General features: G+C 58.1%; 28 protein-coding genes. 17 read left to right on the plus strand and 11 right to left on the minus strand.

Features of this window, described 5'->3' with window-relative positions; all coding sequences use genetic code 11:
• Positions 1-211: 211 nt before the first annotated feature.
• A complete protein-coding gene (locus F8N43_RS07115; RefSeq protein ID WP_150639036.1) occupies positions 212-1,156 on the minus strand; it encodes a DMT family transporter in 945 nt (314 codons plus the stop codon).
• Between the two features lie 78 nt (positions 1,157-1,234).
• Here F8N43_RS07115 and F8N43_RS07120 point away from each other — a divergent pair, with 78 nt between their 5' ends.
• The 3 genes from F8N43_RS07120 to F8N43_RS07130 all read left to right on the plus strand — a co-directional run bounded on the left by F8N43_RS07120 (position 1,235) and on the right by F8N43_RS07130 (position 4,356).
• On the plus strand, positions 1,235-2,107 hold the full coding sequence (locus F8N43_RS07120) for a LysR family transcriptional regulator (RefSeq protein ID WP_150629838.1): 873 nt from the start codon (positions 1,235-1,237) through the stop codon (positions 2,105-2,107).
• Positions 2,108-2,222: 115 nt separating this feature from the next.
• Complete coding sequence (locus F8N43_RS07125; RefSeq protein WP_150653473.1) at positions 2,223-3,758, plus strand: EAL domain-containing protein; 1,536 nt, start codon at positions 2,223-2,225, stop codon at positions 3,756-3,758.
• A 232-nt stretch (positions 3,759-3,990) separates the two neighbouring features.
• The gene (locus tag F8N43_RS07130; RefSeq protein WP_150629842.1) at positions 3,991-4,356 is read left to right on the plus strand and encodes a histone-like nucleoid-structuring protein, MvaT/MvaU family; all 366 of its coding nucleotides are present in this window, start codon (positions 3,991-3,993) and stop codon (positions 4,354-4,356) included.
• A gap of 166 nt (positions 4,357-4,522) precedes the next feature.
• Here F8N43_RS07130 and F8N43_RS07135 read toward each other — a convergent pair whose 3' ends face one another.
• Positions 4,523-5,047, minus strand: coding sequence for a DUF4946 domain-containing protein (locus tag F8N43_RS07135; protein WP_150639038.1), 525 nt, complete (start codon positions 5,045-5,047; stop codon positions 4,523-4,525).
• 145 nt (positions 5,048-5,192) lie between these two features.
• Between F8N43_RS07135 and gloA the strand changes: the two genes are divergently transcribed.
• Positions 5,193-5,714, plus strand: coding sequence for a lactoylglutathione lyase (gene gloA, locus F8N43_RS07140; RefSeq protein ID WP_150639039.1), 522 nt, complete (start codon positions 5,193-5,195; stop codon positions 5,712-5,714).
• Positions 5,715-5,826: 112 nt separating this feature from the next.
• Here gloA and ahpF read toward each other — a convergent pair whose 3' ends face one another.
• From ahpF to F8N43_RS07155, 3 genes are all read right to left on the minus strand, one after another.
• Positions 5,827-7,392, minus strand: a complete 1,566-nt coding sequence (ahpF, locus tag F8N43_RS07145) for an alkyl hydroperoxide reductase subunit F (RefSeq protein ID WP_150629848.1) — start codon at positions 7,390-7,392, stop codon at positions 5,827-5,829.
• Positions 7,393-7,517: 125 nt separating this feature from the next.
• Positions 7,518-8,081 carry an alkyl hydroperoxide reductase subunit C gene (ahpC, locus tag F8N43_RS07150; protein ID WP_008155117.1) on the minus strand — a complete coding sequence of 188 codons (564 nt, stop codon included), beginning with the start codon at positions 8,079-8,081 and terminating at the stop codon, positions 7,518-7,520.
• Positions 8,082-8,219: 138 nt separating this feature from the next.
• On the minus strand, positions 8,220-9,158 hold the full coding sequence (locus F8N43_RS07155) for a site-specific integrase (RefSeq protein ID WP_150629850.1): 939 nt from the start codon (positions 9,156-9,158) through the stop codon (positions 8,220-8,222).
• A gap of 177 nt (positions 9,159-9,335) precedes the next feature.
• Here F8N43_RS07155 and F8N43_RS07160 point away from each other — a divergent pair, with 177 nt between their 5' ends.
• A complete protein-coding gene (locus F8N43_RS07160) occupies positions 9,336-10,346 on the plus strand; it encodes a DNA-binding protein (protein ID WP_150653474.1) in 1,011 nt (336 codons plus the stop codon).
• Here F8N43_RS07160 and gorA read toward each other — a convergent pair.
• From gorA to galU, 3 genes are all read right to left on the minus strand, one after another.
• Positions 10,343-11,701 carry a glutathione-disulfide reductase gene (gene gorA, locus F8N43_RS07165; RefSeq protein ID WP_150653475.1) on the minus strand — a complete coding sequence of 453 codons (1,359 nt, stop codon included), beginning with the start codon at positions 11,699-11,701 and terminating at the stop codon, positions 10,343-10,345. The two genes, F8N43_RS07160 and gorA, sit on opposite strands and share 4 nt — an antisense overlap.
• Positions 11,702-11,801: 100 nt before the next feature.
• Entirely contained in the window at positions 11,802-13,337 is a 1,536-nt protein-coding gene (locus F8N43_RS07170) for an MFS transporter (protein WP_150653476.1), read from the minus strand.
• Between the two features lie 230 nt (positions 13,338-13,567).
• Entirely contained in the window at positions 13,568-14,407 is an 840-nt protein-coding gene (gene galU / locus F8N43_RS07175; protein ID WP_054050566.1) for a UTP--glucose-1-phosphate uridylyltransferase GalU, read from the minus strand.
• 269 nt (positions 14,408-14,676) lie between these two features.
• Between galU and F8N43_RS07180 the strand changes: the two genes are divergently transcribed.
• Positions 14,677-14,865: a hypothetical protein gene (locus F8N43_RS07180; RefSeq protein ID WP_084323334.1), complete on the plus strand. Its 189-nt coding sequence runs from the start codon at positions 14,677-14,679 to the stop codon at positions 14,863-14,865.
• Between the two features lie 143 nt (positions 14,866-15,008).
• A complete protein-coding gene (locus F8N43_RS07185) occupies positions 15,009-15,290 on the plus strand; it encodes a hypothetical protein (protein ID WP_150629856.1) in 282 nt (93 codons plus the stop codon).
• An 11-nt stretch (positions 15,291-15,301) separates the two neighbouring features.
• Here the strand turns inward: F8N43_RS07185 and F8N43_RS07190 are convergent, their stop codons facing one another.
• Positions 15,302-15,532 (minus strand): hypothetical protein, encoded by a 231-nt coding sequence (locus tag F8N43_RS07190; RefSeq protein ID WP_150629858.1) that lies wholly within the window; start codon positions 15,530-15,532, stop codon positions 15,302-15,304.
• A 72-nt stretch (positions 15,533-15,604) separates the two neighbouring features.
• Positions 15,605-15,964 carry a hypothetical protein gene (locus F8N43_RS07195; protein WP_150629860.1) on the minus strand — a complete coding sequence of 120 codons (360 nt, stop codon included), beginning with the start codon at positions 15,962-15,964 and terminating at the stop codon, positions 15,605-15,607.
• 212 nt (positions 15,965-16,176) lie between these two features.
• On the opposite strand from F8N43_RS07195, the gene F8N43_RS07200 reads away from it, so the two are divergent.
• The 5 genes from F8N43_RS07200 (at position 16,177) to ada (ending at position 19,335) form a co-directional block, all read left to right on the plus strand.
• Positions 16,177-16,479, plus strand: a complete 303-nt coding sequence (locus tag F8N43_RS07200) for a DUF1883 domain-containing protein (RefSeq protein WP_150581206.1) — start codon at positions 16,177-16,179, stop codon at positions 16,477-16,479.
• Between the two features lie 25 nt (positions 16,480-16,504).
• On the plus strand, positions 16,505-16,681 hold the full coding sequence (locus tag F8N43_RS29315; protein WP_191623635.1) for a hypothetical protein: 177 nt from the start codon (positions 16,505-16,507) through the stop codon (positions 16,679-16,681).
• Positions 16,682-16,806: 125 nt separating this feature from the next.
• Entirely contained in the window at positions 16,807-17,514 is a 708-nt protein-coding gene (locus F8N43_RS07205; protein WP_150653477.1) for a 2OG-Fe(II) oxygenase, read from the plus strand.
• On the plus strand, positions 17,504-18,184 hold the full coding sequence (alkB, locus tag F8N43_RS07210; protein WP_150639042.1) for a DNA oxidative demethylase AlkB: 681 nt from the start codon (positions 17,504-17,506) through the stop codon (positions 18,182-18,184). Before F8N43_RS07205 ends, alkB begins: the two co-directional genes overlap by 11 nt.
• A gap of 86 nt (positions 18,185-18,270) precedes the next feature.
• The gene (gene ada, locus F8N43_RS07215) at positions 18,271-19,335 is read left to right on the plus strand and encodes a bifunctional DNA-binding transcriptional regulator/O6-methylguanine-DNA methyltransferase Ada (RefSeq protein WP_150653478.1); all 1,065 of its coding nucleotides are present in this window, start codon (positions 18,271-18,273) and stop codon (positions 19,333-19,335) included.
• A gap of 72 nt (positions 19,336-19,407) precedes the next feature.
• Here ada and F8N43_RS07220 read toward each other — a convergent pair whose 3' ends face one another.
• Positions 19,408-20,391 (minus strand): MDR family oxidoreductase, encoded by a 984-nt coding sequence (locus F8N43_RS07220; protein WP_150653479.1) that lies wholly within the window; start codon positions 20,389-20,391, stop codon positions 19,408-19,410.
• 249 nt (positions 20,392-20,640) lie between these two features.
• Between F8N43_RS07220 and F8N43_RS07225 the strand changes: the two genes are divergently transcribed.
• The 5 genes from F8N43_RS07225 (at position 20,641) to F8N43_RS07245 (ending at position 25,489) form a co-directional block, all read left to right on the plus strand.
• Positions 20,641-21,711, plus strand: coding sequence for an NAD(P)H-dependent flavin oxidoreductase (locus F8N43_RS07225; RefSeq protein WP_150653480.1), 1,071 nt, complete (start codon positions 20,641-20,643; stop codon positions 21,709-21,711).
• 130 nt (positions 21,712-21,841) lie between these two features.
• On the plus strand, positions 21,842-22,609 hold the full coding sequence (gene modA / locus F8N43_RS07230; protein ID WP_150653481.1) for a molybdate ABC transporter substrate-binding protein: 768 nt from the start codon (positions 21,842-21,844) through the stop codon (positions 22,607-22,609).
• Positions 22,610-23,290 carry a molybdate ABC transporter permease subunit gene (gene modB / locus F8N43_RS07235; protein ID WP_150629875.1) on the plus strand — a complete coding sequence of 227 codons (681 nt, stop codon included), beginning with the start codon at positions 22,610-22,612 and terminating at the stop codon, positions 23,288-23,290.
• A gap of 3 nt (positions 23,291-23,293) precedes the next feature.
• On the plus strand, positions 23,294-24,373 hold the full coding sequence (modC, locus tag F8N43_RS07240; RefSeq protein WP_150653482.1) for a molybdenum ABC transporter ATP-binding protein: 1,080 nt from the start codon (positions 23,294-23,296) through the stop codon (positions 24,371-24,373).
• A gap of 75 nt (positions 24,374-24,448) precedes the next feature.
• On the plus strand, positions 24,449-25,489 hold the full coding sequence (locus F8N43_RS07245) for a DNA topoisomerase IB (protein ID WP_150653483.1): 1,041 nt from the start codon (positions 24,449-24,451) through the stop codon (positions 25,487-25,489).
• The last annotated feature ends 7 nt before the right edge of the window (positions 25,490-25,496 follow it).

Genomic DNA, 25,496 nt, shown 5'->3' on the forward strand with positions numbered 1-25,496 from the left:
AGTTGCTGGCAATGCTGAGACCGACGGGTGGCGCGCAGGAGATGCCCCGCACGCTGCGGGCGAGGAAATCACCGTAGATCAATTGAAACCCAAAACTCTTCATTGTCGACCCAAGGCTGTTACGGGCGAGGCTTCTGCTGCCAGAAGACATTTATTCTTATATGCGTAACCGGATTCTACACAGCGTAAATCGGTTTGTCCGCCTTCTGTATCAAATCCCCTTTTTCCCTGCTCGCGCAAGGGGTTTGTTGCAGAGGAAAATCCCCGCCAGAATCAGCCCGCCGCCCAGGCACATCGTCAGCGTCAACTGCTCGCCGAGCAGCAACGCACCGAGGATCACAGCGGTCAGCGGATTCAAGGCGATGAACACCCCGGAGCGTGTCGCGCCGATTGTGCGCAGACCGTCGTAATAGCCGATGTACGCCAGCGCCGAGCCCAACACGCCCAGATAGATCAGGCTCAACCATTGCGCCGAGCCGAGGCCGACCAGCGCCGCGACACTCACCTCTCCCCTGACGGCACTGACCACCCAGAGCATCACCGTGCCGAGCAAAATCGAATACGTCACCGTTTGCACCGGCCCCAGGGTTTGATTCAGGTCTTTTGAGAACAGTGAATAGATGCCCCAACCGAGCACGCAGCCAAAGATCAATAAGTCGCCGATCCAGGCATCAGCCTGACCGGCCATCAACTGTGGATGACGACTGACAATCACCAGGCTCGCCCCGGCAATACAGATCGCGATGCCGATGACTTTCGCTCGACTCATGCGCTCTTTGAACAGCAACCACGAGGCCAGCCCGATCACGGCAGGGTTCAGCGCGACGATCAATGACGCCCGCGAAGCATTGATGTAATGCAGGCCATAGAAGAAGCACAGGTTGTAGAAAAAAATCCCGAAGAAACCCAACAGCGTCAGTTGTAACCATTGCCGGGAGCTGGGTCGGGCCAATGGAATGCGCGCCAGCAGTAAAAACAGCAGCAGCGCCACGCTGGCCAGCAAAAACCGCAGGCTCGCGGCGAACAACGGACTGAGGCTGTCCGCCAGAAATCGCCCGGCGACGAAGGTGCCGCCCCAAATCATGGTGACCGCCGCGAGTTTGAAATAAACCGCGACATAGGAAGGCCCCGACAGGTTTTGCTCATATGCAGTCATAAGTCTCCAGAACGACCAATCGATTTGATGGGGTATCATTCCGTTAATACTTGATCATCGTAAAATGAGTAAAAACTCATGACCCTTACTCAACTGGAGATCTTCTCGCTCGTCGCCGAGCTGCACGGCTTTACGGCGGCGGCCAATCGTCTGGGTATTTCTCAATCCGCGGTGTCCCACGCCCTCAAGTCGCTGGAACAGGAATTGGGCGTCGAGCTGCTACGCCGGCATCAGTCTCAGGTCGAACTCAGCGACATCGGCCAACAGCTGTTACTGCGCGCCCGGGCAATGCTCGGGTTGGCCAACACTTTGCGCCAGGAAGCGGCAGATGCTCGGGGCATGAAACGCGGCACATTGCGCATCGGCTCGTTCGGCCCGACCTCGTCGATCAAGTTGTTGCCGACGATCCTGCAGCACTACCGCGCCGCTCACCCCGGCATCGAGGTGCACATTGATGAAGGCCCCGACCGGCAGGTGATCCAGTGGCTGGAAGAGCGGCGCATCGACATCGGCTTCGTGGTGTTGCCTGAAGAACGCTTCGATACCGTTGCGCTGTTTGAAGACCAGATGGTCGCTTTGCTGCCCGCCAATCATCCGCTGGCGGCTCGCGCCAGCCTGACCCTGAGCGATTTGTGTCACGACCCTTTCGTGCTGACCGAAGCCGGCTCTTCGGAGCTGGTTTCCCGCCTGTTCAGTGCCGCGCGGTTGACGCCCAACATCCGTTATCGCTGCTCGCAGCTACTCAGCACACTGGATACCGTTGGCCGGGGCGATGCCTTGACCGTGGTCGCCGAAGGCTCGTTGCCCGCGTATCACGACGACCGTTACCTGAAAAAACCTCTGTCGCCGGCGATCGCACGCCAGGTCGGTCTGGCCGTACTCGATCAACGCCAGAGTTCACCAGCGGCACTGGCCTTTATCAAACTGGCCGCAAATTTGGCCTACCGATGAGCGGCATAAGCTACAAAGCCCAACTATCATGGCTTCTGACCGAACTCTTTTGGGGAGGCTTGCCGTTGTCCTGCCTGCATTTGAGAGCCCTATTTCATCGCTACAGGTTTCGCAAATGCCCCTGACTGTAAAAACCCGCCGCCAACGCGGCAAGCGGATTGTTGTCACTGTATTGAGTGGTTTGCTCCCGATGTTACTGGGGTTCGCCATTCTTTATATGCAGGCGGAACGCGCGCTCAAGCACAGTACCGAGCAGACGGCCGAAGAAGCTGTTCGCCAGTTCGAGTTGATGCTCGACAACACCGCCCAGGCCGCACGCGAGTTGCTACCGCTGGCCGGGCAAAGTTGCATCGACGTCAACCTGGCGTTACGCGAGCAAGTGACTCGCCGCCCATTCGTGCGCTCGACCAATCTGGTGTGGGACAACACGATTTATTGCAGTTCGCTGTTTGGGGATTATCACGAAAAAATCGATGCCGGGGATTACACCCAAGGACAGTTGTTGCTGATGAAAGGCAATCTGGTCACCCCCGATACCGCCTTACTGGTGTATCGGCTGGGCGAAGGAAAACAGGGCGCGTTAAGCACCCTGGACGGTTATCACCTGAGTAACGTGTTGCGCATGATCGGTGGCAAGACGGTGCTGTTACTGCAAGTCGGCTCCAGTTGGTTGTCCGCTGACGGTCAGTTCCACAACGACGCCCTGCTCGCTTTACCCGTCGCGCAGAGCACGCTGACGTCCTCACGTTATGCGTTTAGCGTGGAGGCCGGTTTCCCCGAAGGAGAAACCTGGCGTTACATGAGTAGCGAATATCCTTCACTGTTCAGTCTGCTGATCTTTTTCGGCGTGGTTTCCGGCTTCATCGGCCATGTTTTGCAGAAGCGCTCGTCGTCGCCCAGTCATGAAATGCAACGAGCCCTGGAAGCGGCGGAATTCGTTCCGTATTTTCAACCCGTGGTTCATGGCGACAGCAAAAAGTGGTCGGGCGCCGAAGTCCTGATGCGCTGGAACCATCCCAAGGAAGGCCTGGTACGTCCGGATCTGTTCATCCCGTTTGCCGAACACTCCGGGTTGATCGTGCCGATGACCCGCTCGTTGATGCAGCAAACCGCCGCCCTCCTGGCGCCGCATTCGGCGACATTCGATGCGCCATTTCACGTCGGCATCAACATCACCGCCAGCCACTGCAAGGACCTTGAACTGGTCGCCGATTGCCGAGAGTTCCTCGCCGCCTTCGCGCCCGGCGCCATCAGCCTGGTGCTGGAACTCACTGAGCGAGAGCTCATCGAACCCACCGCCATCACGCTTCAGCTGTTCGAGCAACTTCATGAGCTCGGCGTGATGATCGCCATCGACGACTTCGGCACCGGTCATTCAAGCTTGGGTTATCTGCGCCAGTTCAATGTCGACTTCCTGAAAATCGACCAGAGCTTTGTCGCCATGATCGGCGCGGACGCCCTCTCCCGGCATATTCTGGATACCATCATCGAGCTCTCGGCCAAGCTCGATCTGGGCATTGTCGCCGAAGGCGTGGAAACCGAAGAGCAAAGTGATTACCTCACCGCCCATGGCGTGAACTTTCTGCAAGGCTATCTGTTCGGTCGGCCGATGTCCGGTGCAGACTTCATTAATGCATTAAGTCACCATTAACTTACGGCATTAAGCGACGGGCAACAGGGCTGCGCACCAAATTGAATCAAAAGACTACTCTCGTTACATGAAGAAAAAGTCAGGATTTACTCTTTGCCCATTAACTACTACAATTTTTCGTGCCTGCGCTGAATTAGCAGGTGAGCCATTATCACCGAGTCGCTACAAGGCTCCTGGCTTATAGCTTTGTTTGCGGTTGGTATCAGCCAAACACACTATTGGAGTAAAGATATTGTCCAGACTCGCTGAATTTCGTGCAGCTGAAAAGGCCCTTCAAGAGCAGCTCAAGCAGCTGGAATCCCTGAAGAACGATGCCGGGCTCAAGAAAGAAATCGAATTCGAAGAAAAGCTCCAGGGGCTGATGAAAACCTACGGCAAGAGCCTGCGCGACATCATCGCCATTCTCGATCCGAACCCGGCAAAATCCGGCCTGCAACAGAGCGCCGCGCCTAAAACCCGCCGCGCTCGCGTGGTCAAGGTTTATCAGAATCCGCACACCGGCGAACTGATTGAAACCAAGGGCGGCAATCACCGCGGCCTGAAAGCCTGGAAGGAACAATACGGCGCTTCCACCGTTGACTCCTGGCTGCGCGGCTAATCACTCGCGGTGAAAAAAAAAGCCCTGCAATTGCAGGGCTTTTTCATGGATACCCTCTAAATGCAACGATTTGAATCGATCCACTCGCTACTTGCCAAATAACTTTGTGCTTAATCCGTTTAGGTATCTAAAGATTACGGGCCGAGCTGGAGATTTTTGGCGTCAATTAAAGTTTCAAGCTGTTGCGAGCACGCTCTATTTCCTCCTGACTGGCCTTATAAGCCTCCGCCTGCCCTGCGTACGAAAGAACATAAGCCTTATCGGCATCCACCGCCGCGACCAATGTTTGCGAGAGCACATGCCGCCCGTTCTGCGTAATCGTGCAGGTCGTTTCCAGTGCCGCCAAGCGGCTCAACGTTGCCGGATGGATTTTGTTGCACACGCTTTGATAGCCGCCCTGAAAGAAGTCCTTCTGCACGGCCTTGCGCATCTCCAGCAACACGCCTTGCAAATTGACCTGATGACCGCTTTCCACTGGCGTCATGGTCAACTCCATGACCATCAACGGTGCACCGCCTTGATCGTTTTTCACCGCGCGCTGCCGGGACACCTGAGGCGCGGCCTGATCTGGCGGGGTCGATTCAACGACCCAACCATCCGGCCAGGTCACGACCGGCGCATCAGCATGAGCACCTGCAACACCTGACAGCCAGAAAATCAGAACGAACAGCGTTTTACAGGATCGGATCATTGCAATGAACACTCACGGATTGAGCGATAAAGTCTGAGCCTCGCCCGTCTGTCAGGCAATAGCTGACGGTTCGGGTTTGGTGATGCCTGCGCCCTTGCGTATCATTGGCGCCATTCGTTAGCCCCACTTATTTTCCGGAGGGCCCATGAGCCTGCACGAATTGAACACCTTCCCAGGCGTCACCGCCCAACCTGACACCGCGACGCAGAACTTCGTCTTCAACCACACGATGCTGCGGGTCAAGGACATCACCAAGTCCCTGGATTTCTACACGCGGGTCCTGGGTTTCTCGCTGGTGGAAAAACGCGACTTCCCGGAAGCCGAGTTCAGCCTGTATTTCCTGGCGCTGGTCGATAAAAACCAGATCCCGGCCGATGCCGCAGCCCGCACTGAATGGATGAAATCGATCCCCGGCATCCTCGAGCTGACCCACAACCACGGCACCGAAAACGATGCGGATTTCGCTTACCACAACGGCAACACCGACCCGCGCGGTTTCGGCCACATCTGCATCTCGGTGCCCGACATCGTCGCTGCGTGCGAACGCTTCGAAGCGCTGGGCTGCGATTTCCAGAAGCGCCTGAACGACGGCCGCATGAAGAGCCTGGCGTTCATCAAGGACCCGGATGCTTACTGGGTCGAGATCATTCAGCCAGCCCCGCTCTGAAACACAACATCGTCCTGTAGGAGCCAGCAAGCCGGCTCCTACAGAGATCTGCTGCGCATACAAAAAAACCCCATGATCACTCATGGGGTTTTGTGTTTCAGCGTTGGTAAAATCAGGCCGGGGCCGAGGTCCGGATCAGGTGATCGAAGGCACTCAGGGAAGCCTTGGCGCCCTCGCCTACCGCAATCACGATCTGCTTGTACGGCACAGTCGTCACGTCACCGGCAGCGAACACGCCCGGCATCGAAGTTTCACCACGCGCATCGACAATAATCTCGCCACGCGGCGACAACTCGATGGTGCCTTTTAGCCAGTCGGTGTTCGGCAGCAGACCGATCTGCACGAAGATACCTTCAAGGTTCACCGTGTTGAACTCACCCGAATCGCGATCTTTATAGACCAGACCGGTCACCTTCTGGCCGTCGCCCTTCACTTCACTGGTCAGTGCGCTGGTGATGACATCGACGTTGGGCAGGCTGAACAACTTGCGTTGCAGCACCGCATCGGCGCGCAGCTTGCTATCAAATTCCAGCAGCGTGACGTGACTGACAATACCGGCCAGATCGATCGCCGCTTCAACGCCGGAGTTACCCCCGCCGATTACCGCTACGCGCTTGCCTTTGAACAGCGGGCCGTCACAGTGCGGGCAGAAACACACGCCTTTGGCTTTGTATTCCTGCTCGCCCGGCACACCCATTTCACGCCACCGCGCACCCGTTGCGAGGATCAGCGCTTTGGTCTTTAGGGTGGCGCCACTGTCGAAGCGAACCTCGTGCAACTCGCCGGGATTCTTCGCCGGGATCAGCGCGGTGGCCCGTTGCAGGTTCATGATATCCACGTCGTATTGCTTGACGTGTTCTTCGAGTGCGCTGGCCAGCTTCGGCCCTTCGGTCTCCTGCACGGAGATGAAGTTCTCGATGGCCATGGTGTCCAGCACCTGCCCACCAAAACGTTCAGCCGCCACACCGGTGCGAATGCCTTTACGGGCCGCGTAGATCGCCGCCGAAGCACCGGCCGGACCACCACCGACAACCAATACGTCAAAGGCTTCTTTGGCGCTGATTTTCTCGGCCTGGCGTTCAGCGCCGCTGGTGTCGATCTTGGCGAGGATTTCTTCCAGGCCCATGCGGCCCTGGCCGAAAATCTCGCCATTCAGGTAAATGCTTGGCACGGCCATGATCTTGCGATCATCGACTTCGGCCTGGAACAATGCGCCGTCGATGGCGACATGGCGGATGTTCGGGTTGAGCACGGCCATCAGATTCAGCGCCTGAACGACGTCCGGGCAGTTCTGGCAGGACAGCGAGAAATAAGTCTCGAAGCTGAACTGACCTTTGAGCGAACGGATCTGTTCGATCACTTCCGCGCTGGCTTTCGAGGGGTGGCCGCCGACTTGCAGCAAGGCCAGCACCAGCGAGGTGAATTCGTGGCCCATCGGGATGCCGGCGAAACGCAGACTGATGTCGGCACCCGGGCGGTTGATCGAGAACGATGGCTTGCGTGCGTCGTCACCGTTATCGAGCAGGGTAATCTGACTGGAAAGACTGGCAACGTCTTTCAGCAGTTCGAGCATTTCCTGGGATTTCGCACCGTCGTCGAGGGATGCAACGATCTCGATCGGCTGGGTGACCCGTTCCAGGTACGATTTCAACTGGGCTTTAAGATTGGCGTCCAACATACGGGCGATTTCCTTGATTTTCTTGAGGCGAAAAAAAGCCCGAGCGAATCTCGCCCGGGCTTTTCTATTGGGCGGTTGCAGCTTACTTAGGTGCGGAAACCCGCCCTGATGATGCTTTCACAGACTTAGATCTTGCCGACCAAGTCGAGGGACGGAGCCAGAGTGGCCTCGCCTTCTTTCCACTTGGCTGGGCAAACCTGGCCTGGGTGAGCAGCGACGTACTGAGCAGCCTTGATTTTGCGCAGCAGCTCGGAAGCGTCACGGCCAACGCCGCCATCGTTCAGCTCAACGATTTTGATCTGGCCTTCAGGGTTGATCACGAAGGTGCCACGGTCAGCCAGACCGGCTTCTTCGATCAGTACGTCGAAGTTGCGGGAGATAGCATGGGTCGGGTCGCCGATCATGGTGTACTGGATTTTGCCGATGGCTGGCGAAGTGTTGTGCCAGGCAGCGTGAGCAAAGTGGGTGTCAGTGGAAACGCTGTAGATCTCGACGCCCAGTTTCTGGAACGCGTCGTAGTTGTCAGCCAGGTCTTCCAGTTCGGTCGGGCAAACGAAGGTGAAGTCGGCTGGGTAGAAGAACACGACAGACCACTTGCCTTTCAGGTCAGCGTCCGACACTTGTACGAAGTCGCCATTTTTGTAAGCGGTAGCTTTGAACGGTTTAACTTGGCTGTTGATGATAGGCATCGTTGACTCTCCGTCAGGGGTTAAGAAGTTGATGGAGTGAACTCTACCCACTCGACGGACGGATGGCTCATTGGCAAACCTCATGCTACTGATTGGTTTTCGCTATTAGCAGGCAGTATTAATAGAAGGAAACGGTATCTAGGGCGCCAGCGGCTTTTCCGAAATCCGCGCCATCCCCAGAAAAGGGCTGGCTTCCACGTAGCGCATGGCCGACTTCATATCCTTCCAGCCGACGTAACCCATCAACGACTTCAAATCCCAACCGCTTTGATGGGCCCACGTGGCAAAACCGCGTCGCAACGAATGGCTGGTGTAGTGCTCGGCCGGAATGCCGGCGCGCTCCAGTGCCTGACGCAATAACGGGATGACGCTATTGGCGTGCAAGCCCTCTTCACCCAGATTGCCCCAGCGGTCGATACCACGGAACACCGGCCCGCGGACCAATGCCGCTTCGGTCAGCCAGGCGATGTATGCCTGTACCGGACACAATCGCTGCAATGCCGGTGTCTGGTAGGTCTTGCCCAGGTTGTCGCGGTCGCTCTTGCTACGTGGCAGGAACAAGGTGATGCCTGAACCGGCGCTGGCCTGAACGTGCTCAATCTGTACGCGGCACAACTCGTCGCTACGGAAACCGCGCCAGAAGCCCAGCAGGATCAACGCCGTGTCACGTCGTGCCCGCAGCAGCGCCGGTCGGTCGTTTTCTGATTTCGCGGTGAGCGCTTCCTGTTCAAGCCAGGCCACCACTTGTTCCAGATGCTGAAGCTGCAATGGCTCGGCTTGCTTTTCCTGCGCCGGGTGCAGTGCGCGAATGCCTTTGAAGACTTTGCGCACGACAGGTGCCTTGGTCGGATCGGCAAACCCTTGGCTGTTATGCCACTGCGCCAGCGCCGACAACCGCAGCTTCAACGTATTGATCGATAACTCACCCGCATACGCCACCAGGTAGCGCGCAACGCTGTCGGCAGTGGCCGGCAGAAACCCGCCCCAACCGACTTCGAAATGCTCGATGGCCGCGCGATAGCTGCGACGAGTGTTGTCGCGCGTTGCGGCTTGCAGGTAACGATCCAGATCGCTCATGGGCTTACTTCTCGAAGTCGTACTTTTTCTGGGCTGAAAAGCCGCGCCAGCGTGCATCACACGGGGTAATACCAGTATATCCCGCATGAATACTTCACGTATTTAAAGTTAATTGCTAGCGTGGTACATTATGTACTTTAGTGGTATGTACCACAGTACGAAATCGTAGGAGAGTTCATGGCACGCGGCGGTGTAAACAAAGCAGTGGTGCAAGCGGCACGCTTGGCAATTCTGGCTCGCGGTGAAAACCCCAGCATCGACGCAGTACGGATCGAGATGGGCAATACTGGCTCGAAAACCACCATCCACCGCTATCTGAAGGAGCTGGACGACGGCGCTGAAACCGCCGCCCCCTCCTCCGAGCCCATCGATGACGAGTTGGCAGGGCTGGTTTCACGCTTGGCTCAGCGCCTCAAAGAGCAGGCGCAAGAACCCATCGATCAGGCACGCGCGCAGTTCGAACAGCAACGAAAAGACCTCGAAAGCCAGCTGACGAAAGCCCAGGAAGCCAACAGCGAATTGCAGCAGCAGTACGAGATTCAAACCCTGGCGCTGACGCAGGAATCCGACACCCTGCAAAACACCCTCTCAATGCTGCAGACCGAGCAAACCCGCAACGCCGGAATGAACCAGGCGCTAGCCGATTTTGAGTTGCGCTTGCAGGACAAGGACGAGCAGATCCACTCCCTCGAAGAAAAACACCTGCATGCTCGTGACGCATTGGAACACTACCGCAACGCCGTCAAAGAGCAGCGCGAGCAGGACCAAAGCCGCCACGAAGGTCAGGTGCAGCAGATTCAGATGGAGTTGCGCCAGGCTCAGCAAAGCGCCCTGGTGCGCCAGGACGAAATCACTCAGTTGCACCGCGACAACGAGCGCCTGCTCACCGAAAACCGCGGCACGTTACGCGAGTTGAGCTTGCTGCAGGAACAGCTCAAGCACACCCATAGCCGTCAGGATCAACTGCTGGAACAGGTCAATCGAATCGACAGCGAACGCACACTCCTCCAGGAACGCTTGCGCGCAGCGCTGCTGGAGAGCCAGTCGCTGAAGCAGAACGTCGATGAGCAGTCGCAGATAAACAAGGCGCTGGAAATCGAACTGGTGAAGACTCAGGCGAGCCTCGATGAAAGCGTGCGCCTGGCAGCAGTCATTGCGACAGCGCCAGACGCCGCCAAGGCCGATTAACCCGCGACCGGCGTACGCATGGTGACGAACTCTTCGGCGGCTGTCGGGTGCACGCCGATGGTTTCGTCGAAGTCGCGTTTGGTAGCGCCCGCCTTCAAGGCAATCGCCAGACCTTGCACGATCTCGCCGGCATCCGGCCCGACCATGTGGCAACCCAAAACCTTGTCGGTTTTGCCGTCCACCACGAGCTTCATCAGTGTGCGCTCCTGACACTCGGTCAGGGTCAGCTTCATCGGACGGAAACGGCTTTCGAAGATCACCACGTCATGACCGGCCTCGCGAGCTTCCTCCTCCGTAAGGCCGACAGTGCCGATGTTCGGCAAGCTGAACACCGCGGTCGGGATCATCTTGTAATCCACCGGGCGATACTGCTCAGGCTTGAACAAACGACGCGCAATGGCCATGCCCTCCGCCAGCGCGACCGGGGTGAGCTGAACCCGGCCGATCACATCGCCCAGCGCGAGGATCGATGGCTCGGCGGTCTGGTATTGCTCATCGACCTCGACGAAGCCTTTCTTGTCGAGTTTGACCCCGGTGTTTTCCAGACCGAGGTTATCCAGCATCGGACGCCGTCCGGTGGCGTAGAACACGCAATCGGCTTCCAGCTGACGACCGTCCTTGAGCGTTGCTTTCAGGCTGCCGTCGGCGAGTTTTTCAATGCGCTCGATGTCGGCATTGAATTGCAAGTCCATGCCACGCTTGGTCAACTCTTCCTGCAAGTGCTTGCGCACCGCTCCATCGAAACCGCGCAGGAACAAGTCACCGCGATACAACAACGTGGTTTCGGCGCCCAGGCCATGGAAAATCCCGGCGAACTCGACGGCAATGTAACCACCCCCGACCACCAGAACACGCTTGGGCAGCTCTTTCAGGAAGAACGCTTGATTGGAGCTGATCGCATGCTCGTGCCCCGGAATCTCCGGGATCTGCGGCCAGCCGCCGGTAGCAATCAGGATGTTCTTGGCGGTGAAGCGTTCGCCATTGATCTCGACGGTGTTGGGGTCGACGATTTTGGCGTGGCCTTCATGCAAGGTCACGCCACTGTTGACCAGCAGGTTGCGATAGATGCCATTCAGGCGATTGATCTCGCGATCCTTGTTGGCAATCAGCGTCGCCCAATCGAACTTCGCCTCGCCCGGGGTCCAGCCAAAGCCCGAAGATTGCTCGAAGTCTTCAGCGAAGTGCGCGCCGTAGACCAACAACTTCTTCGGCACGCAGCCAACGTTCACGCACGTACCACCCAGGTAGCGACTCTCGGCCACGGCCACTTTCGCACCAAAACCGGCCGAAAAACGCGCCGCTCGCACACCGCCGGAACCGGCGCCAATCACATAAAGGTCAAAATCGTAGGCCATTTTCAATCTCCTCGGCAGGCAAACAGCATACCCGCAGACGTCCGTTGAGCAAGCATTACGCTGAAATGCTGGTGCCGTAAGGTGCGCGGCCCGATCTTCGCTATCGATCAATGCCCTTCTGCAGATTGCATTTCGGTATCTGCAGAGTGCGCCAAGCAATCAAAATCGCCATGAGCGCCAAGCCGAACGTCACCCACGAAACCAATCCGATCCCACCTTCGAATGCCCTTCCCGCTTGAGTCATCAATTCTCTTGCCTGATCACCCGACAAGTCTGCCGCCACATGATGGGCACCAGACAGCGTCTCACTCGCCAGCATCATCTGCACTTCGCTCAGAAACCCCGGAAGCTGCAATGCACCGCGATAGTAGGCGGTGACGAGACCGCCGAGCACTGTCGTCCCCAAAACCACGCCCACTTCATAGGCCGTTTCGCTAATGGCCGACGCAGCGCCAGCCTTTGCCGGTGGTGCGGCTGACAAAATCACATCATTGGACACCGTCGCGATCGCGCCCACGCCAATGTTCAGCAAGGCAAAAGCCACCACGAGAACGGTCAGGCTACTGCCCATGCTGGCGACCAGCAAAAACGCCGCTCCAGCAAACGCCATCAAAATCGGTATCAGCACATGCACCGGTAATCGCTGCGCGACAGGCACGACCGCCATCCCCACCAGGATCGCCATGATCTGACCAGGGACCAACGCGAGGCTAGCACTCAAGGGCGACATCTGAAGAACGATCTGCAAGAACTGAGTGGTAAAGAATACGAAGCCGACGAGAAACGCGAGACTCATCAAATTGATCGCGACAGAGCCGCTAAAGGTGCCACTGCGGAACAGACTCAGGTCCATCAGCGGCACTGGCAGACGTAACTGTCGACGCACAAACATCCAGCCCGCCACTGCGCCTACTGCAAATGTTGTCAGCGCTGTCCAGTCGATAGCATTACTGGCGCTGTGTTTAATGCCATAAACGATGGCACCAAGGGCTACCATCGATTGCAGGATGCTTATCGGATCCAACGGTCCTGAAACATCTCGCTCGGATTCGGGCAACAACAATGGCCCCAATACCAGCAGTGGCACCAACACGGGCACCGCCAACAGGAAAATCGATCCCCAACTGAAAAATTCCAGCAACACCCCGCCCACCAAAGGACCGAGTGCCGAGCCGACCGTCAACGTCGTAGCCCAGATCGCGACTGCTAGTCGGCGCTCTTCTCGATCCTCGAACACCGAACGTATCAACGCCAACGTTGAGGGCATTAGCATCGCACCGAAAACGCCCATAAAAGCTCGCCCAGTAATGAGTTGCGTGGTGGTATCGGAATACGCGGTTAGCACCGACACAATGGCAAAACCCAAAGACCCGACCAGCAACAACTTACGATGACCAATTCGATCTCCCAGACTACCCATCGACACCAGCAATCCCGCCAACACCAGCGAGTATGCATCGATCATCCACAACTGCTGGCTAGCACTCGGACGCAAGGCCTCGGCAATCTTTGGTAACGCGAATCCAAGCACCGTATTGTCAACGGTCACTAGCAACACTGGCAGCATCAGCACGCTGAGGCCTAGCCACCTTTTCGATTTTGCTCCGCTATGAATCGCCTCATTTGTTAACGCCATTAGCCAAACTCCCTGTCACCGCCAGAAAATTCACGGGGGCATTCAGTAATGCAGCCGCGAACCATACCTTTGGCACTCCCTTGCCAAGATTGAATCAGCTTCATTAATGACAACGACCAATCAATCGGGCAACAGGAAAAGTATTTCCTGGCGGAAATATTTACCTTTGATTCGACCAAAAAAAACCCCGAACAAGTCGGGGCTTTTCAGTACAAGCAGCTCAAACGCTATCAGTAAGCCTTGCCCGTCTTGTAGAAGTTCTCGAAGCAGAAGTTGGTCGCTTCGATGTAGCCTTCAGCGCCACCGCAGTCGAAACGCTTGCCTTTGAATTTGTAGGCAATGACGCAACCGTTTTGCGCCTGCTTCATCAAGGCGTCGGTGATCTGGATCTCGCCGCCCTTGCCTGGCTCGGTTTGCTTGATCAGGTCGAAGATGTCCGGCGTCAGGATGTAACGACCGATGATTGCCAGGTTCGACGGTGCGTCTTCCGGGGCTGGTTTCTCGACCATGTTGCGAACACGGTACAGATCATCACCAATCAGGTCACCGGCAATCACGCCATACTTGTTGGTTTCCAGCGGATCGACTTCCTGGATCGCAATGATCGAGCAGCGGTACTGTTTGTACAGCTTGACCATCTGCGTCAGTACGCCGTCACCGTCGAGGTTGACGCACAAGTCATCCGCCAGCACCACGGCGAACGGTTCGTCGCCGATCAGCGGACGACCGGTCAGGATGGCATGACCCAGGCCTTTCATTTCGGTCTGGCGAGTGTAGGAGAAAGAGCACTCGTCGAGCAGTTTGCGGATACCGACCAGGTATTTCTCTTTGTCGGTGCCCTTGATTTGGTTTTCCAGCTCGTAGCTGATGTCGAAGTGGTCTTCCAGGGCGCGCTTGCCACGACCAGTGACGATGGAGATTTCGGTCAAACCGGCATCCAGTGCTTCTTCGACGCCGTACTGGATCAGTGGCTTGTTTACCACCGGCAGCATTTCTTTGGGCATGGCTTTAGTCGCTGGCAGGAAGCGAGTACCGTAACCGGCTGCTGGGAACAAGCATTTCTTGATCATAAAAGTCCTTGAAAGGGCTGTGTGTACGAGTTTCGGCGCAGTCTAATCAGGCGGCGTGCACCTTACAATGCCCCGCACTGGCTAACCGATGCCATCATAGAGAAATATTCTCGCGGATAGTTCCGCAGAAGGTCGCGCTGCCTCTTATAGATAGCAGAGTTTCCGACCTGCGCCTGCGAATCAAACGAAACCACCATACGCCTATCAGCACCCGTTGCGTGCGTTTGGCGTTATCATTGCGCAATTGAACCAGCCAACGAGGCAGATAGATGTCGGTAGCAAAAAGTGTCAACGGGTTCCTGATCAATCAGGCGAAAGACGGCCAGTGGTGGGTAGACAGCGTCGGCGGCGAAAACATCGCCGGGCCATTCCCGACCGAAGCGTTGGCCATTGAAGTGGCGTCCGTGCTGGAACTCGAACACCCGGCCCCGAAACGTCGCGGCAAGGACAAGTCCTGATCTGAAGCCAATTGGCATGACCCAGCCCTGCCGCAACGCAGGGCTTTTTTGTGATTGGCTGAAACGAAGTGGCCTTTCGCTATAACCTTTTGATTACGGCGCTGTCACAGGCTAAGCCCCATCATCCTGACGACGACAACGACATGAATAGATTTTTGCCTTTGATTGCGATACTGGCCCTGAGCGGCTGTGCCACTTCGGAGAAGACTTACCTGGACAATGGCGAAACAGGCCTGTCAATCGACTGCTCCGGCGAAGCCAATTCCTGGGCCACCTGCTATGAAAAAGCCGATGCCTCCTGCGCCGGCACCGGCTATCGAATCGTCGGCACCGACGGTACGCCTTCGACCAAGGAAAGCGACAAGACCCTCGGCGTCGACGTAGGCAACTACAAAAACCGCAGCGTCGTGGTGGTCTGCAAGTAAGGCGCCCTGCCCTACATGTGAATTTCGGCGAATTTGATCCCGAGACCGCGCACGGTCTCGATCAGCTCGTCGAGACGATTGAAGGACTCGACTTCATCGTTATCGTCCACCAGAAAGTAGCTGCGCCCGGCGCTTTTCTTGAAAAATACGATCCATTCTCCCGGATCAGCCGGATTCTGAATCACGTGGGTAGCAGAAATTTGACCCTCTGCGTGCCGCTCCCGTACCTGCTCTCGCTTCATGCTCGACTCCAGAAATGACAATGCCGCCAAAGCGTTGCTTTGACGGCATCGATGCTGACTGTCGCCATTCTATCAGCCGGAAATGCACGCGGTAGCGGCATTGCGTACATCCATGGGGCGTAACGGCACATTTGAGATGCGCTCATGCAGCTTGATGCTGCTGCCACTGGAGCGTTCTTCGATATCGAATACGGCGGCCGGGCCTGAGGAGAATTTTTGCGGCACGATGACCCGCACACCTTCTTTCTCTTGCGGCTCGACCTGCAGGGCACCGCGACTGCTGGCCAGTTTCTCGGCCAGGCATTGTGCGTACTCATGGGGCTTCTTGCCTGAAATCACGTTCATGGTGGGCAGCGTCTCGTTGATTTCCGAGACACTCGCACAACCACTCATCGCCAACACCAACGGCAAGCCCAACACACCCCACTTCATACAAAACCTCCGATAAAGACCCTCCGACAGCACAAATGCTGGTTTTCTCCGAGGACCACTGCTTTTATCGCTCATAGAATTCCGAATAACTGTTTTTAATTGTCAAAGCGGAGCCCGACGACCGGATAATAACCTGTTCGGGCTGATAAACTGCGCCAATCGTCCATGCTATCGTTTTGATTTTGTAGAAAAAGCCCTTCTGGAGGCGCCTCATGAAATTTATCCACCAGCGCGAGCACCTCAACGAAGACGACATCGTCGTCATCCAATGCTCGCAAACGTGCAACATCCGCTTGATGAACGACGCCAATTTTCGCAGCTTCAAGAATGGCGGCCGTCACACTTATCATGGCGGTGCGTTCGACACCTTCCCGGCCCGCATTACTGCACCGAGCACCGGTTTCTGGAACATCACCATCGACACCGTCAACCGTCGGCCAATCAGTGTGACCCGCAAGCCGACCCTGACTCACTCGATCAAGATCATCCGCCGCTCTACCACGAAGCTGAGCTAAGCCCCCGACTCGAACACAGGCAGATATGACCGTGGCCCAAACGACCAAGTACGTCATCAAATACAAACTCAACGGCGAACGCCGCTTCGAATTTGCCCAACTTGAAAACGGCACCGAAGCAGAGGCCAAAGCCGCACTGGACGCCCTTCATGGCCAGAGCGAAGACGTCATCAGCGACATCAGCGTCAGCAAAGCGCTGTAACGGGATTCGGAGCGACAACCGGGAAGTCTGCTCCGTCCGTTGAATTCGACCGCAAGCACCGGAGTGTTCACGACGGCAGCGCTCCCTAGACTGGCCACCTCAACCCTGGGTTAAGGAGTCAGCACATGTTTAACGAGCGTACGCTCGATGCACTCGACTGGGACGGCCTGTACCAGCAACTCGATCAGGATGGCTGCGCCATCATCCGGTCATTGCTGAGCGTCGAAGCGTGCGACGACATCAGCGCGCTTTATGCGAACCCTGAGCCTTTCCGCTCGCAGGTCATCATGGCCCGTCACGGCTTTGGCCGCGGCGAGTACAAGTATTTCCGCTACCCGCTACCGGATCTCGTCTGCCGAATGCGCAGTACGCTCTACCCGCGACTGGTGCCGATTGCCAATCGCTGGCACGAGCAGATGGACTTGCCGATCCGTTTTCCGCCACGGCACGAGGCGTTCCTTGAGCGCTGTCATGCCGCCGGTCAGGAGCGCCCAACGCCGTTATTGCTGCAATATGGGCCACAGGACTACAACTGCCTGCATCAGGATCTGTACGGTGAACACGTCTTTCCGTTGCAAGTGGCGATTCTTCTGTCAGAGCCCGGCGAAGATTTCACCGGTGGCGAGTTTGTACTGACCGAGCAACGTCCACGGATGCAGTCTCGCCCCCAAGTGATGGGCCTGAAGAAAGGTGACGGACTGATTTTTGCCGTCAACCAACGGCCGGTAAAAGGCGTTCGCGGCTACTACCGGGTCACCTTGCGGCACGGGGTGAGTCGCCTGCACAGCGGAAAACGGCATACCCTTGGAATCATCTTCCACGATGCGTCATGAACCCATGAGCCCGACCACTGTTGACCTGTTTGCCGACGCCGAGCCCGAGCAGCAACCTCGGCGCGAGCAGATCGGCGAACAATCCTGCGTGCTGAGAGGCTTTGCCCTACCCTGGCTGGATCAACTGCTGCCGGAACTGGAAGCCGTTCTGACCGCCGCACCGCTTCGGCAAATGGTCACACCCGGCGGCTTTACCATGTCGGCCGCCATGAGCAGTTGCGGCACCTGGGGCTGGACCACCGACCGCAGCGGTTATCGCTACACGCGCAATGATCCGCAAACCGACGCTCCCTGGCCGGTAATGCCCGCGGTGTTTTTTGCGCTTGCACAAGCGGCAGCGCGCGAAGCCGGTTTTGCTGATTTCGTACCCGATTCCTGCCTGATCAACCGCTATGTCCCCGGCGCCAAAATGTCATTGCATCAAGACAAGGATGAAGCGGACTACACAGCGCCGATCGTTTCGGTATCCCTGGGCTTACCGGCGATGTTCCTGTTCGGCGGGTTTGAACGCAGCGATAAAAGCCAGCGAGTGCCACTGTTGCATGGCGATATCGTGGTCTGGGGCGGCGTTGACCGCTTGCGTTATCACGGTGTCTTGCCGATCAAGGAAGGTCAGCACCGGCGAATGGGCGAGCAACGGATCAACTTCACTTTCCGTACCGCTGAATGAATCCTCGAATTTGACCGCAAGCACCGGAGTGTGACGACTCCGCCGCCTGATTAAGCTGAATCAAACAGGTCAACGGACAAGAAGCCATGACACGCCAAACGACAAAAATCGCCACCGAAAACGATCCGCGCTGGGTCGCCGTCGTCGCGCGCGATCCTCGCGCAGACGGGCAGTTTGTGTATGCAGTGAAGACCACTGGCATCTATTGCAACCCCAGCAGTCTGGCGCGCTTGCCCAATCCGCAGAATGTCGAATTCTTCGATACGGCCGAGCAAGCCCGGGCGGCCGGTTACCGCCCGAGCAAACGCGCGGCGAAGGATCAAAGTGACGTCGCCGCCCAACATGCCGCAACGGTGGCTGCCGCATGCCGTCAGATCGAGTCCGCAGAACATCTGCCGGCACTGAGTGAACTGGCCGGCGCCGCGGGATTGAGCAGCTTCCACTTTCACCGCGTGTTTAAAGCCGTTACCGGGTTGACGCCCAAGGGCTACGCCACGGCCCACCGCTCACGCAAAGTCCGCCAACGCCTGACCGATGGAGGCTCGGTGACCGATGCCCTGTATGACGCCGGTTTCAATTCCAACAGCCGATTTTATGAGGCAGCGGATCAGTTGCTGGGGATGAAACCCGGCGACTACCGTGCCGAAGGCCAGAACAACGACATTTGGTTTGCCGTCGGCGAGTGTTCCCTGGGGGCGATTCTGGTGGCGCAAAGCGCACGCGGGGTGTGCGCGATCCTGCTGGGCGATGATCCGCACCAATTGGTGTGCGACCTGCAGGACAAATTTCGGCGGGCCAATCTGATCGGTGCCGATCACGGGTTCGAGCAGTTGATCGCCCAGGTTGTCGGGTTTATCGAAGCGCCGGCGATCGGCCTGGACTTGCCGCTGGATGTACGCGGCACAGCGTTTCAGGAGCGCGTCTGGCAAGCCCTGAGGGAAATTCCTGTGGGCAGCACCGCCAGTTACGCCGATATCGCACAACGCATCGGCTCACCGAAAGCGGTACGCGCCGTGGCCCAGGCCTGCGGCGCGAACAGTCTGGCGGTGGCGATCCCGTGCCACCGCGTGGTGCGCAGTGACGGCAACTTGTCCGGGTATCGTTGGGGGGTGGAGCGCAAGCGGCAGTTGTTGGAGCGTGAAGGCCTCTAGATCCAAAGATCGCAGCCTGCGCCAGCGCCTGCGGACTGTGCAGGCGCTGGCGCAGTGCTGCGATTTTCGCTGTTAGCGATTTACATCCACCACCACACGGCCACGTAACTGACCGGCGAGCAATCGCGGTGCAGCTTCGATCGCCTCACTCAAACCGATTTCATGGCTGATCAGCGGCAGCAAGGCAAAGTCCAGATCCTTGGCCAGACGGTTCCAGGCCAATACCCGCTTGGCTTTGGGTTGGGTCACGCTGTTGATTCCGGCCAGGGTCACACCACGCAAAATAAACGGAGCGACAGAGGCCGGAAAGTCCATGCCCTGTGCCAGGCCACATGCCGCGACAGTGCCGTTGGCTTTCGTGCCGGCACAGGCGTTGGCCAGCGTGTGACTGCCGACCGAGTCGATCACGGCCGCCCAACGCTCCTTGGCCAGCGGTTTTCCCGGCTCGGACAACGTCGCGCGATCGATGATGTCGCTGGCACCCAATTGTTTAAGGTAGTCGTGTTCGGAGGTGCGGCCAGTGGACGCGACCACCCGGTAGCCGAGCTTGCTCAACAGCGCGATGGCGAAACTGCCTACACCGCCGTTGGCGCCTGTGACCAATACGTCACCCTGCTCAGGCGTCACACCGTTATGTTCCAACGCAAGGATGCTCAGCATCGCCGTATAACCGGCCGTGCCGATCGCCATTGCCTGGGCGGCGGTGAACTCCCGAGGCAGCGGAATCAGCCAATCGCCATTCAGGCGCGCCTTCTGTGCCAACCCGCCCCAATGCCCTTCGCCTACGCCCCAGCCATTGAGTACGACTTGATCACCGACCTTGTAGTCCGGATGCCCACTGACTTCGACAGTCCCCGCCAGATCAATGCCCGGCACCATGGGGAATTTTCGCACCACCGGGCTGCTGCCAGTAATTGCCAGACCGTCCTTGAAGTTCAGCGTGCTGTACGCCACACGCACGGTCACATCGCCCTCGGGCAGTTGATCGTCATTGATCTCTTGCAGTGTGGCCCGGTAACCGCTGTCGTCTTTGTCGATCAAAATGCCTTGGAACATTGCTATCTCCTACTAAATCACTGGGTTGTGGTGCAGTTGAAATAACACACGGCAACATTTTGCCCTACTCGACCTTAAGCCAATACTGCATCGCAGGCACCCACGAGCCCGACCTGGCCGCAGGCGCTGAGCAGCGGCGCTATAAAACTGACGATCTACCCGCTACAACTCGTTGGTCTCGGGCCGCTTTGCTGATACAAATCCTGTTCTACCGTCCTGCCCTGTTTTTGATGCCGGAGAACCTTTGAAATGAGCCAATGGCCAGACACCCGAATGATTGATTTGCTAGGGATCGAACTGCCGATCATCCAGGCCCCGATGGCGGGTGCAACCGGTTCGGCCATGGTGATCGCCGCGAGCAATGCCGGCGGCCTGGGCTCGATGCCCGCGGCCATGCTGAGCACCGAGCAATTGCGTGAAGAATTGAAGACCATTCGCCAACACAGCCAGCGCCCGTTCAACGTCAACTTTTTCTGCCATCAACCGCCTGCGGCCGATGAGCAACGCGCTCGGGACTGGAAGAAACTGTTGGAGCCCTACTACCGCGAACTCGGCGTGGATTTCGACGCGCCGACGCCCGTGTCCAATCGCGCGCCGTTCGATAACGCGACCTGTGAAGTGATCGAAGAATGTCGTCCCGACGTGGTGAGTTTTCACTTCGGCCTGCCTGAAAAATCCCTACTGGATCGTGTCAAGGCGACAGGGGCGAAAGTGCTGTCTTCGGCAACAACCGTCGACGAAGCTCTCTGGCTTGAGCAGCATGGCTGCGATGCGATCATCGCAATGGGCTACGAAGCCGGCGGCCATCGGGGCATGTTTCTGAGCGACGACTTGAACAGCCAGGTGGGGCTTTTCGCACTGCTGCCGCAGATTGTCGACGCAGTGAAAGTGCCGGTGATTGCGGCTGGCGGCATTGCCGATGCGCGAGGCGTAGCGGCGGCGTTTCTGCTGGGCGCATCCGCTGTGCAAGTGGGCACGGCGTATTTGTTCACGCCGGAAGCCAAGGTCAGCGCCTCCCATCACAAGGCGTTGCGCACGGCCAAAGAAAGCGAAACCGCCGTCACCAACATTTTCACTGGCCGTCCCGCGCGCGGGATTCTCAATCGCGTGATGCGCGAGCTCGGACCGATCTGCGATAAAGCACCGGCCTTCCCGTTGGCGGGTGGGGCGTTGATGCCGTTGCGGGCCAAGGGCGAAGCGGATTTCAGCAACCTCTGGGCCGGGCAGGCGTTTACGTTGGGGGTGGAGATGACGACGGCGGAGTTGACGCGGCATCTGGCGCAAGAGGGATTGGCAAAACTGTTGCACCGGCAGGCATAAGACCAGCAGCGAGGGAGCCTCGCCGCAATGCAATCGAGTTCAACACATTCCGTTTGCAGGCAATTCGCTATATATTCCGCTATATAGCGTTTTCGTCCCTCGCTGCCCCTGCCTACCACGGAGCCGTTTCATGACCATTCGTGCCTCACGTTTTGCCCCTGGGTGCCTCGCAAGCCTGCTCGCTGTATTCGCCATCGGCGCGGCCCAGGCGGACGAAGTCCAGGTCGCCGTCGCGGCCAACTTCAGCGCGCCGATCCAGGCGATCGCTGCCGATTTCGAGAAAGACACCGGGCACAAACTGGTCACCTCCTTTGGTGCAACCGGCCAGTTCTACACCCAGATCAAGAATGGCGCGCCGTTCGAGGTGTTCCTCTCGGCAGACGACGCCACCGCGCAAAAACTCGAAGTCGAAGGCGACACCGTCAAGGGCTCGCGTTTCACTTACGCCGTCGGCACCCTGGCATTGTGGTCGGCTAAAGAAGGTTACGTCGATGCCAAGGGCGATGTGCTGAAAAAGAACGAGTATCAGCATCTGTCAATCGCCAACCCGAAAGCCGCCCCTTATGGCCTGGCTGCCACCCAGGTTCTGGCCAGGCTGGGCCTGACCGACAAGGTCAAGGACAAGATCGTTGAAGGGCAGAACATCACTCAGGCTTATCAGTTTGTCTCAACCGGTAACGCAGAACTTGGCTTTGTCGCCTTGTCGCAGATCTACAAAGACGGCAAAGTCACCAGCGGTTCGGCGTGGATCGTTCCAGCCAGCCTGCACGATCCGATCAAACAAGACGCGGTGATCCTCAACAAAGGCAAGGACAACCCGGCCGCCAAGGCACTGGTTGACTACCTCAAAGGTCCGAAAGCCGCTGCTGTCATCAAGTCCTATGGTTATCAACTCTAAATGACGCTGACGAGTGCCGATTTTTCCGCCATCTGGCTGACCCTGAAACTCGCGTCCCTGACGACGGTTATCCTGCTGGTGATTGGCACCCCTATTGCGTTATGGCTCTCGCGCACCCAATCCTGGCTGCGGGGCCCGGTCGGGGCGATTGTCGCCCTGCCCCTGGTGCTGCCGCCGACAGTGATTGGTTTTTATCTGTTGCTGGCGCTCGGCCCTAACGGCTTTGTCGGCCACTTCACTCAATCGCTCGGGCTCGGCACCCTGACGTTCAGTTTTGCCGGGTTGGTGATCGGCTCGGTGCTCTACTCGATGCCGTTCGTGGTGCAGCCGCTGCAAAACGCTTTTTCTGCCATTGGTACCCGCCCGCTGGAAGTGGCGGCGACCTTGCGCGCCAATCCCTGGGACACTTTTTTCAGCGTGATTCTGCCGCTGGCCCGACCGGGATTCATTACCGCCGCGATTCTCGGCTTTGCCCACACCGTCGGCGAGTTTGGCGTGGTCCTGATGATCGGCGGCAACATCCCCGACAAGACCCGCGTGGTCTCGGTGCAGATCTACGATCACGTCGAAGCCATGGAATACGCCCAGGCCCACTGGCTGGCCGGGGCGATGCTGGTGTTCTCGTTTGCCGTGTTGCTGGCGCTTTACTCCAGCCGCAAAACCAAAGCGGGCTGGAGCTGATCGATGATTCGAACGCGCCTGAAGCTGAAATACTCGGGGTTCGCCCTGGATGTGGACCTGCAACTGCCCGGCCGTGGCGTCACTGCGCTTTACGGTCATTCCGGCTCGGGCAAAACCACGTGCTTGCGCTGCATCGCGGGACTGGAACGGGCCGAACAAGGATTTATCCAGGTCAACGATGAAGTCTGGCAGGACAGCGACAAGAAGCTTTTCGTCGCGCCGCACAAACGCGCGATCGGTTATGTCTTCCAGGAAGCCAGTCTGTTTACGCACTTGTCGGTGCTGGCGAATCTGCAGTTCGGCCTCAAACGGATCCCCAGACACCAACGCCGGGTCGACATGGATCACGCGACGGAACTCTTGGGTATCGGTCATCTGCTGGACCGCCACCCACAGCACCTGTCGGGTGGCGAGCGACAGCGTGTCGGCATCGCCCGCGCCCTGCTTACCAGTCCGAAACTGTTGCTGATGGACGAACCGCTGGCGGCGCTGGATTCGCAACGCAAAAGCGAAATCCTGCCCTACCTGCAAAGGTTGCACGATGAACTGGACATCCCGGTGCTGTACGTCAGCCATTCCCAGGATGAAGTGGCGCGGCTGGCCGACCACATCGTCCTGCTCAGCAACGGCAAAGCCCTGGCCAGCGGGCCTATTGGTGAAACGCTGGCTCGGCTCGATTTGCCTTTGGCATTGGGCGATGACGCCGGCGTGGTGATCGAAGGCCACGTCAGTGCTTACGACGCCGACTATCAGTTGCTGACCTTGCAACTGCCCGGCACCGCTCTGAACATCCGTGTGGCGCACACGCCGTTGGATGCCGGCCAGGCGCTGCGTTGCAAGGTTCAGGCACGCGATGTCAGCCTGAGCCTGCACAGCGTCGAACAAAGCAGCATCCTCAACCGCCTGCCGGTGACCGTGATCAGTGAAATGGGCGCGGACAACGCCGCCCATGTGCTGATCCGTCTCGACGCGGCCGGCACGCCGCTGCTGGCGCGGATCACCCGCTATTCCCGGGACCAGCTGCAAGTGCATCCCGGCCAGCCGCTCTGGGCGCAAATCAAAGCGGTGGCGGTGCTGGCGTAAATCCGCTGGCACCACTGCATCGGCGCGCGGTCAATGGCTGTAACGGCCCCTGATTCGTCGCCAAGGACTACCGCCATGCCCGATTCCGCGCTGACTGATGTGCTGCCACCGGACCTGCATTATGTCGATGACAACCAGCCCGGCATCGCCCGCAAGAAACTGCGCGGCAAGTTCTGCTACTTCGACCCGGACGGACAGCGCATCACCGACCCGGGGGAGATCAAACGCATCAACGCCCTCGCCGTGCCCCCCGCCTACACTGGCGTGTGGATCTGTGCCGACCCGCGCGGGCACCTGCAAGCCACTGGCCGTGATGCCCGGGGTCGCAAGCAATACCGTTATCACCCGCGCTGGCGCGAAGTGCGCGATGCCGACAAATACTCGCGCCTGCGGGATTTCGGGCTCGCCCTGCCGAAACTGCGCAAACAGCTTGAAACGCTGTTGGCGGCGCCGGGCTTCAGCCGCGACAAAGTCATGGCCACGGTCATTACCTTGCTCGATGCGACGCTGATTCGGGTCGGAAACACGCAGTACGCCCGGGACAACCGCTCGTATGGGCTGACCACCCTGCGCAGCCGTCACGTCGAGATCAACGGCAGTGCAATCCGGTTCCAGTTCCGTGGCAAGAGCGGTGTCGAACACCAGATCACCGTGAAAGACCGGCGCCTTGCACGAATCATCAAGCGCTGCCAGGAAATTCCCGGGCAAAATCTGTTTCAGTATCTGGATGAAAACGGTGAGCGGCACACCGTCAGTTCCTCCGACGTCAACGCATACCTGCAAACCCTCACCGGCGCTGACTTCACTGCCAAGGATTACCGCACGTGGGCGGGTAGTGCGCTGGCATTGTCGGTGCTGCGCGGTTTGCAGTGGGAGCCCGAATCGGACGCCAAGCGGCATGTGGTGGAGATGGTCAAGAGCGTCGCCAGGCAACTCGGCAACACCCCGGCGGTTTGTCGCAAATGCTACATCCACCCGGCGGTGCTCGAGGGTTTCCTGCTGGGGGCATTGGCCCAGTTACCGCGCCCCAGAACACGCAAAGGCCTGAGGGCCGAGGAAGTCAGTCTGGCGATGTATCTGGAGAAGATGATAGAGGCGACTCAACCGACGAACTGACCTCTGC

This window comes from Pseudomonas fluorescens (assembly GCF_902498065.1).
GTDB lineage: Bacteria > Pseudomonadota > Gammaproteobacteria > Pseudomonadales > Pseudomonadaceae > Aquipseudomonas > Aquipseudomonas fluorescens_BJ.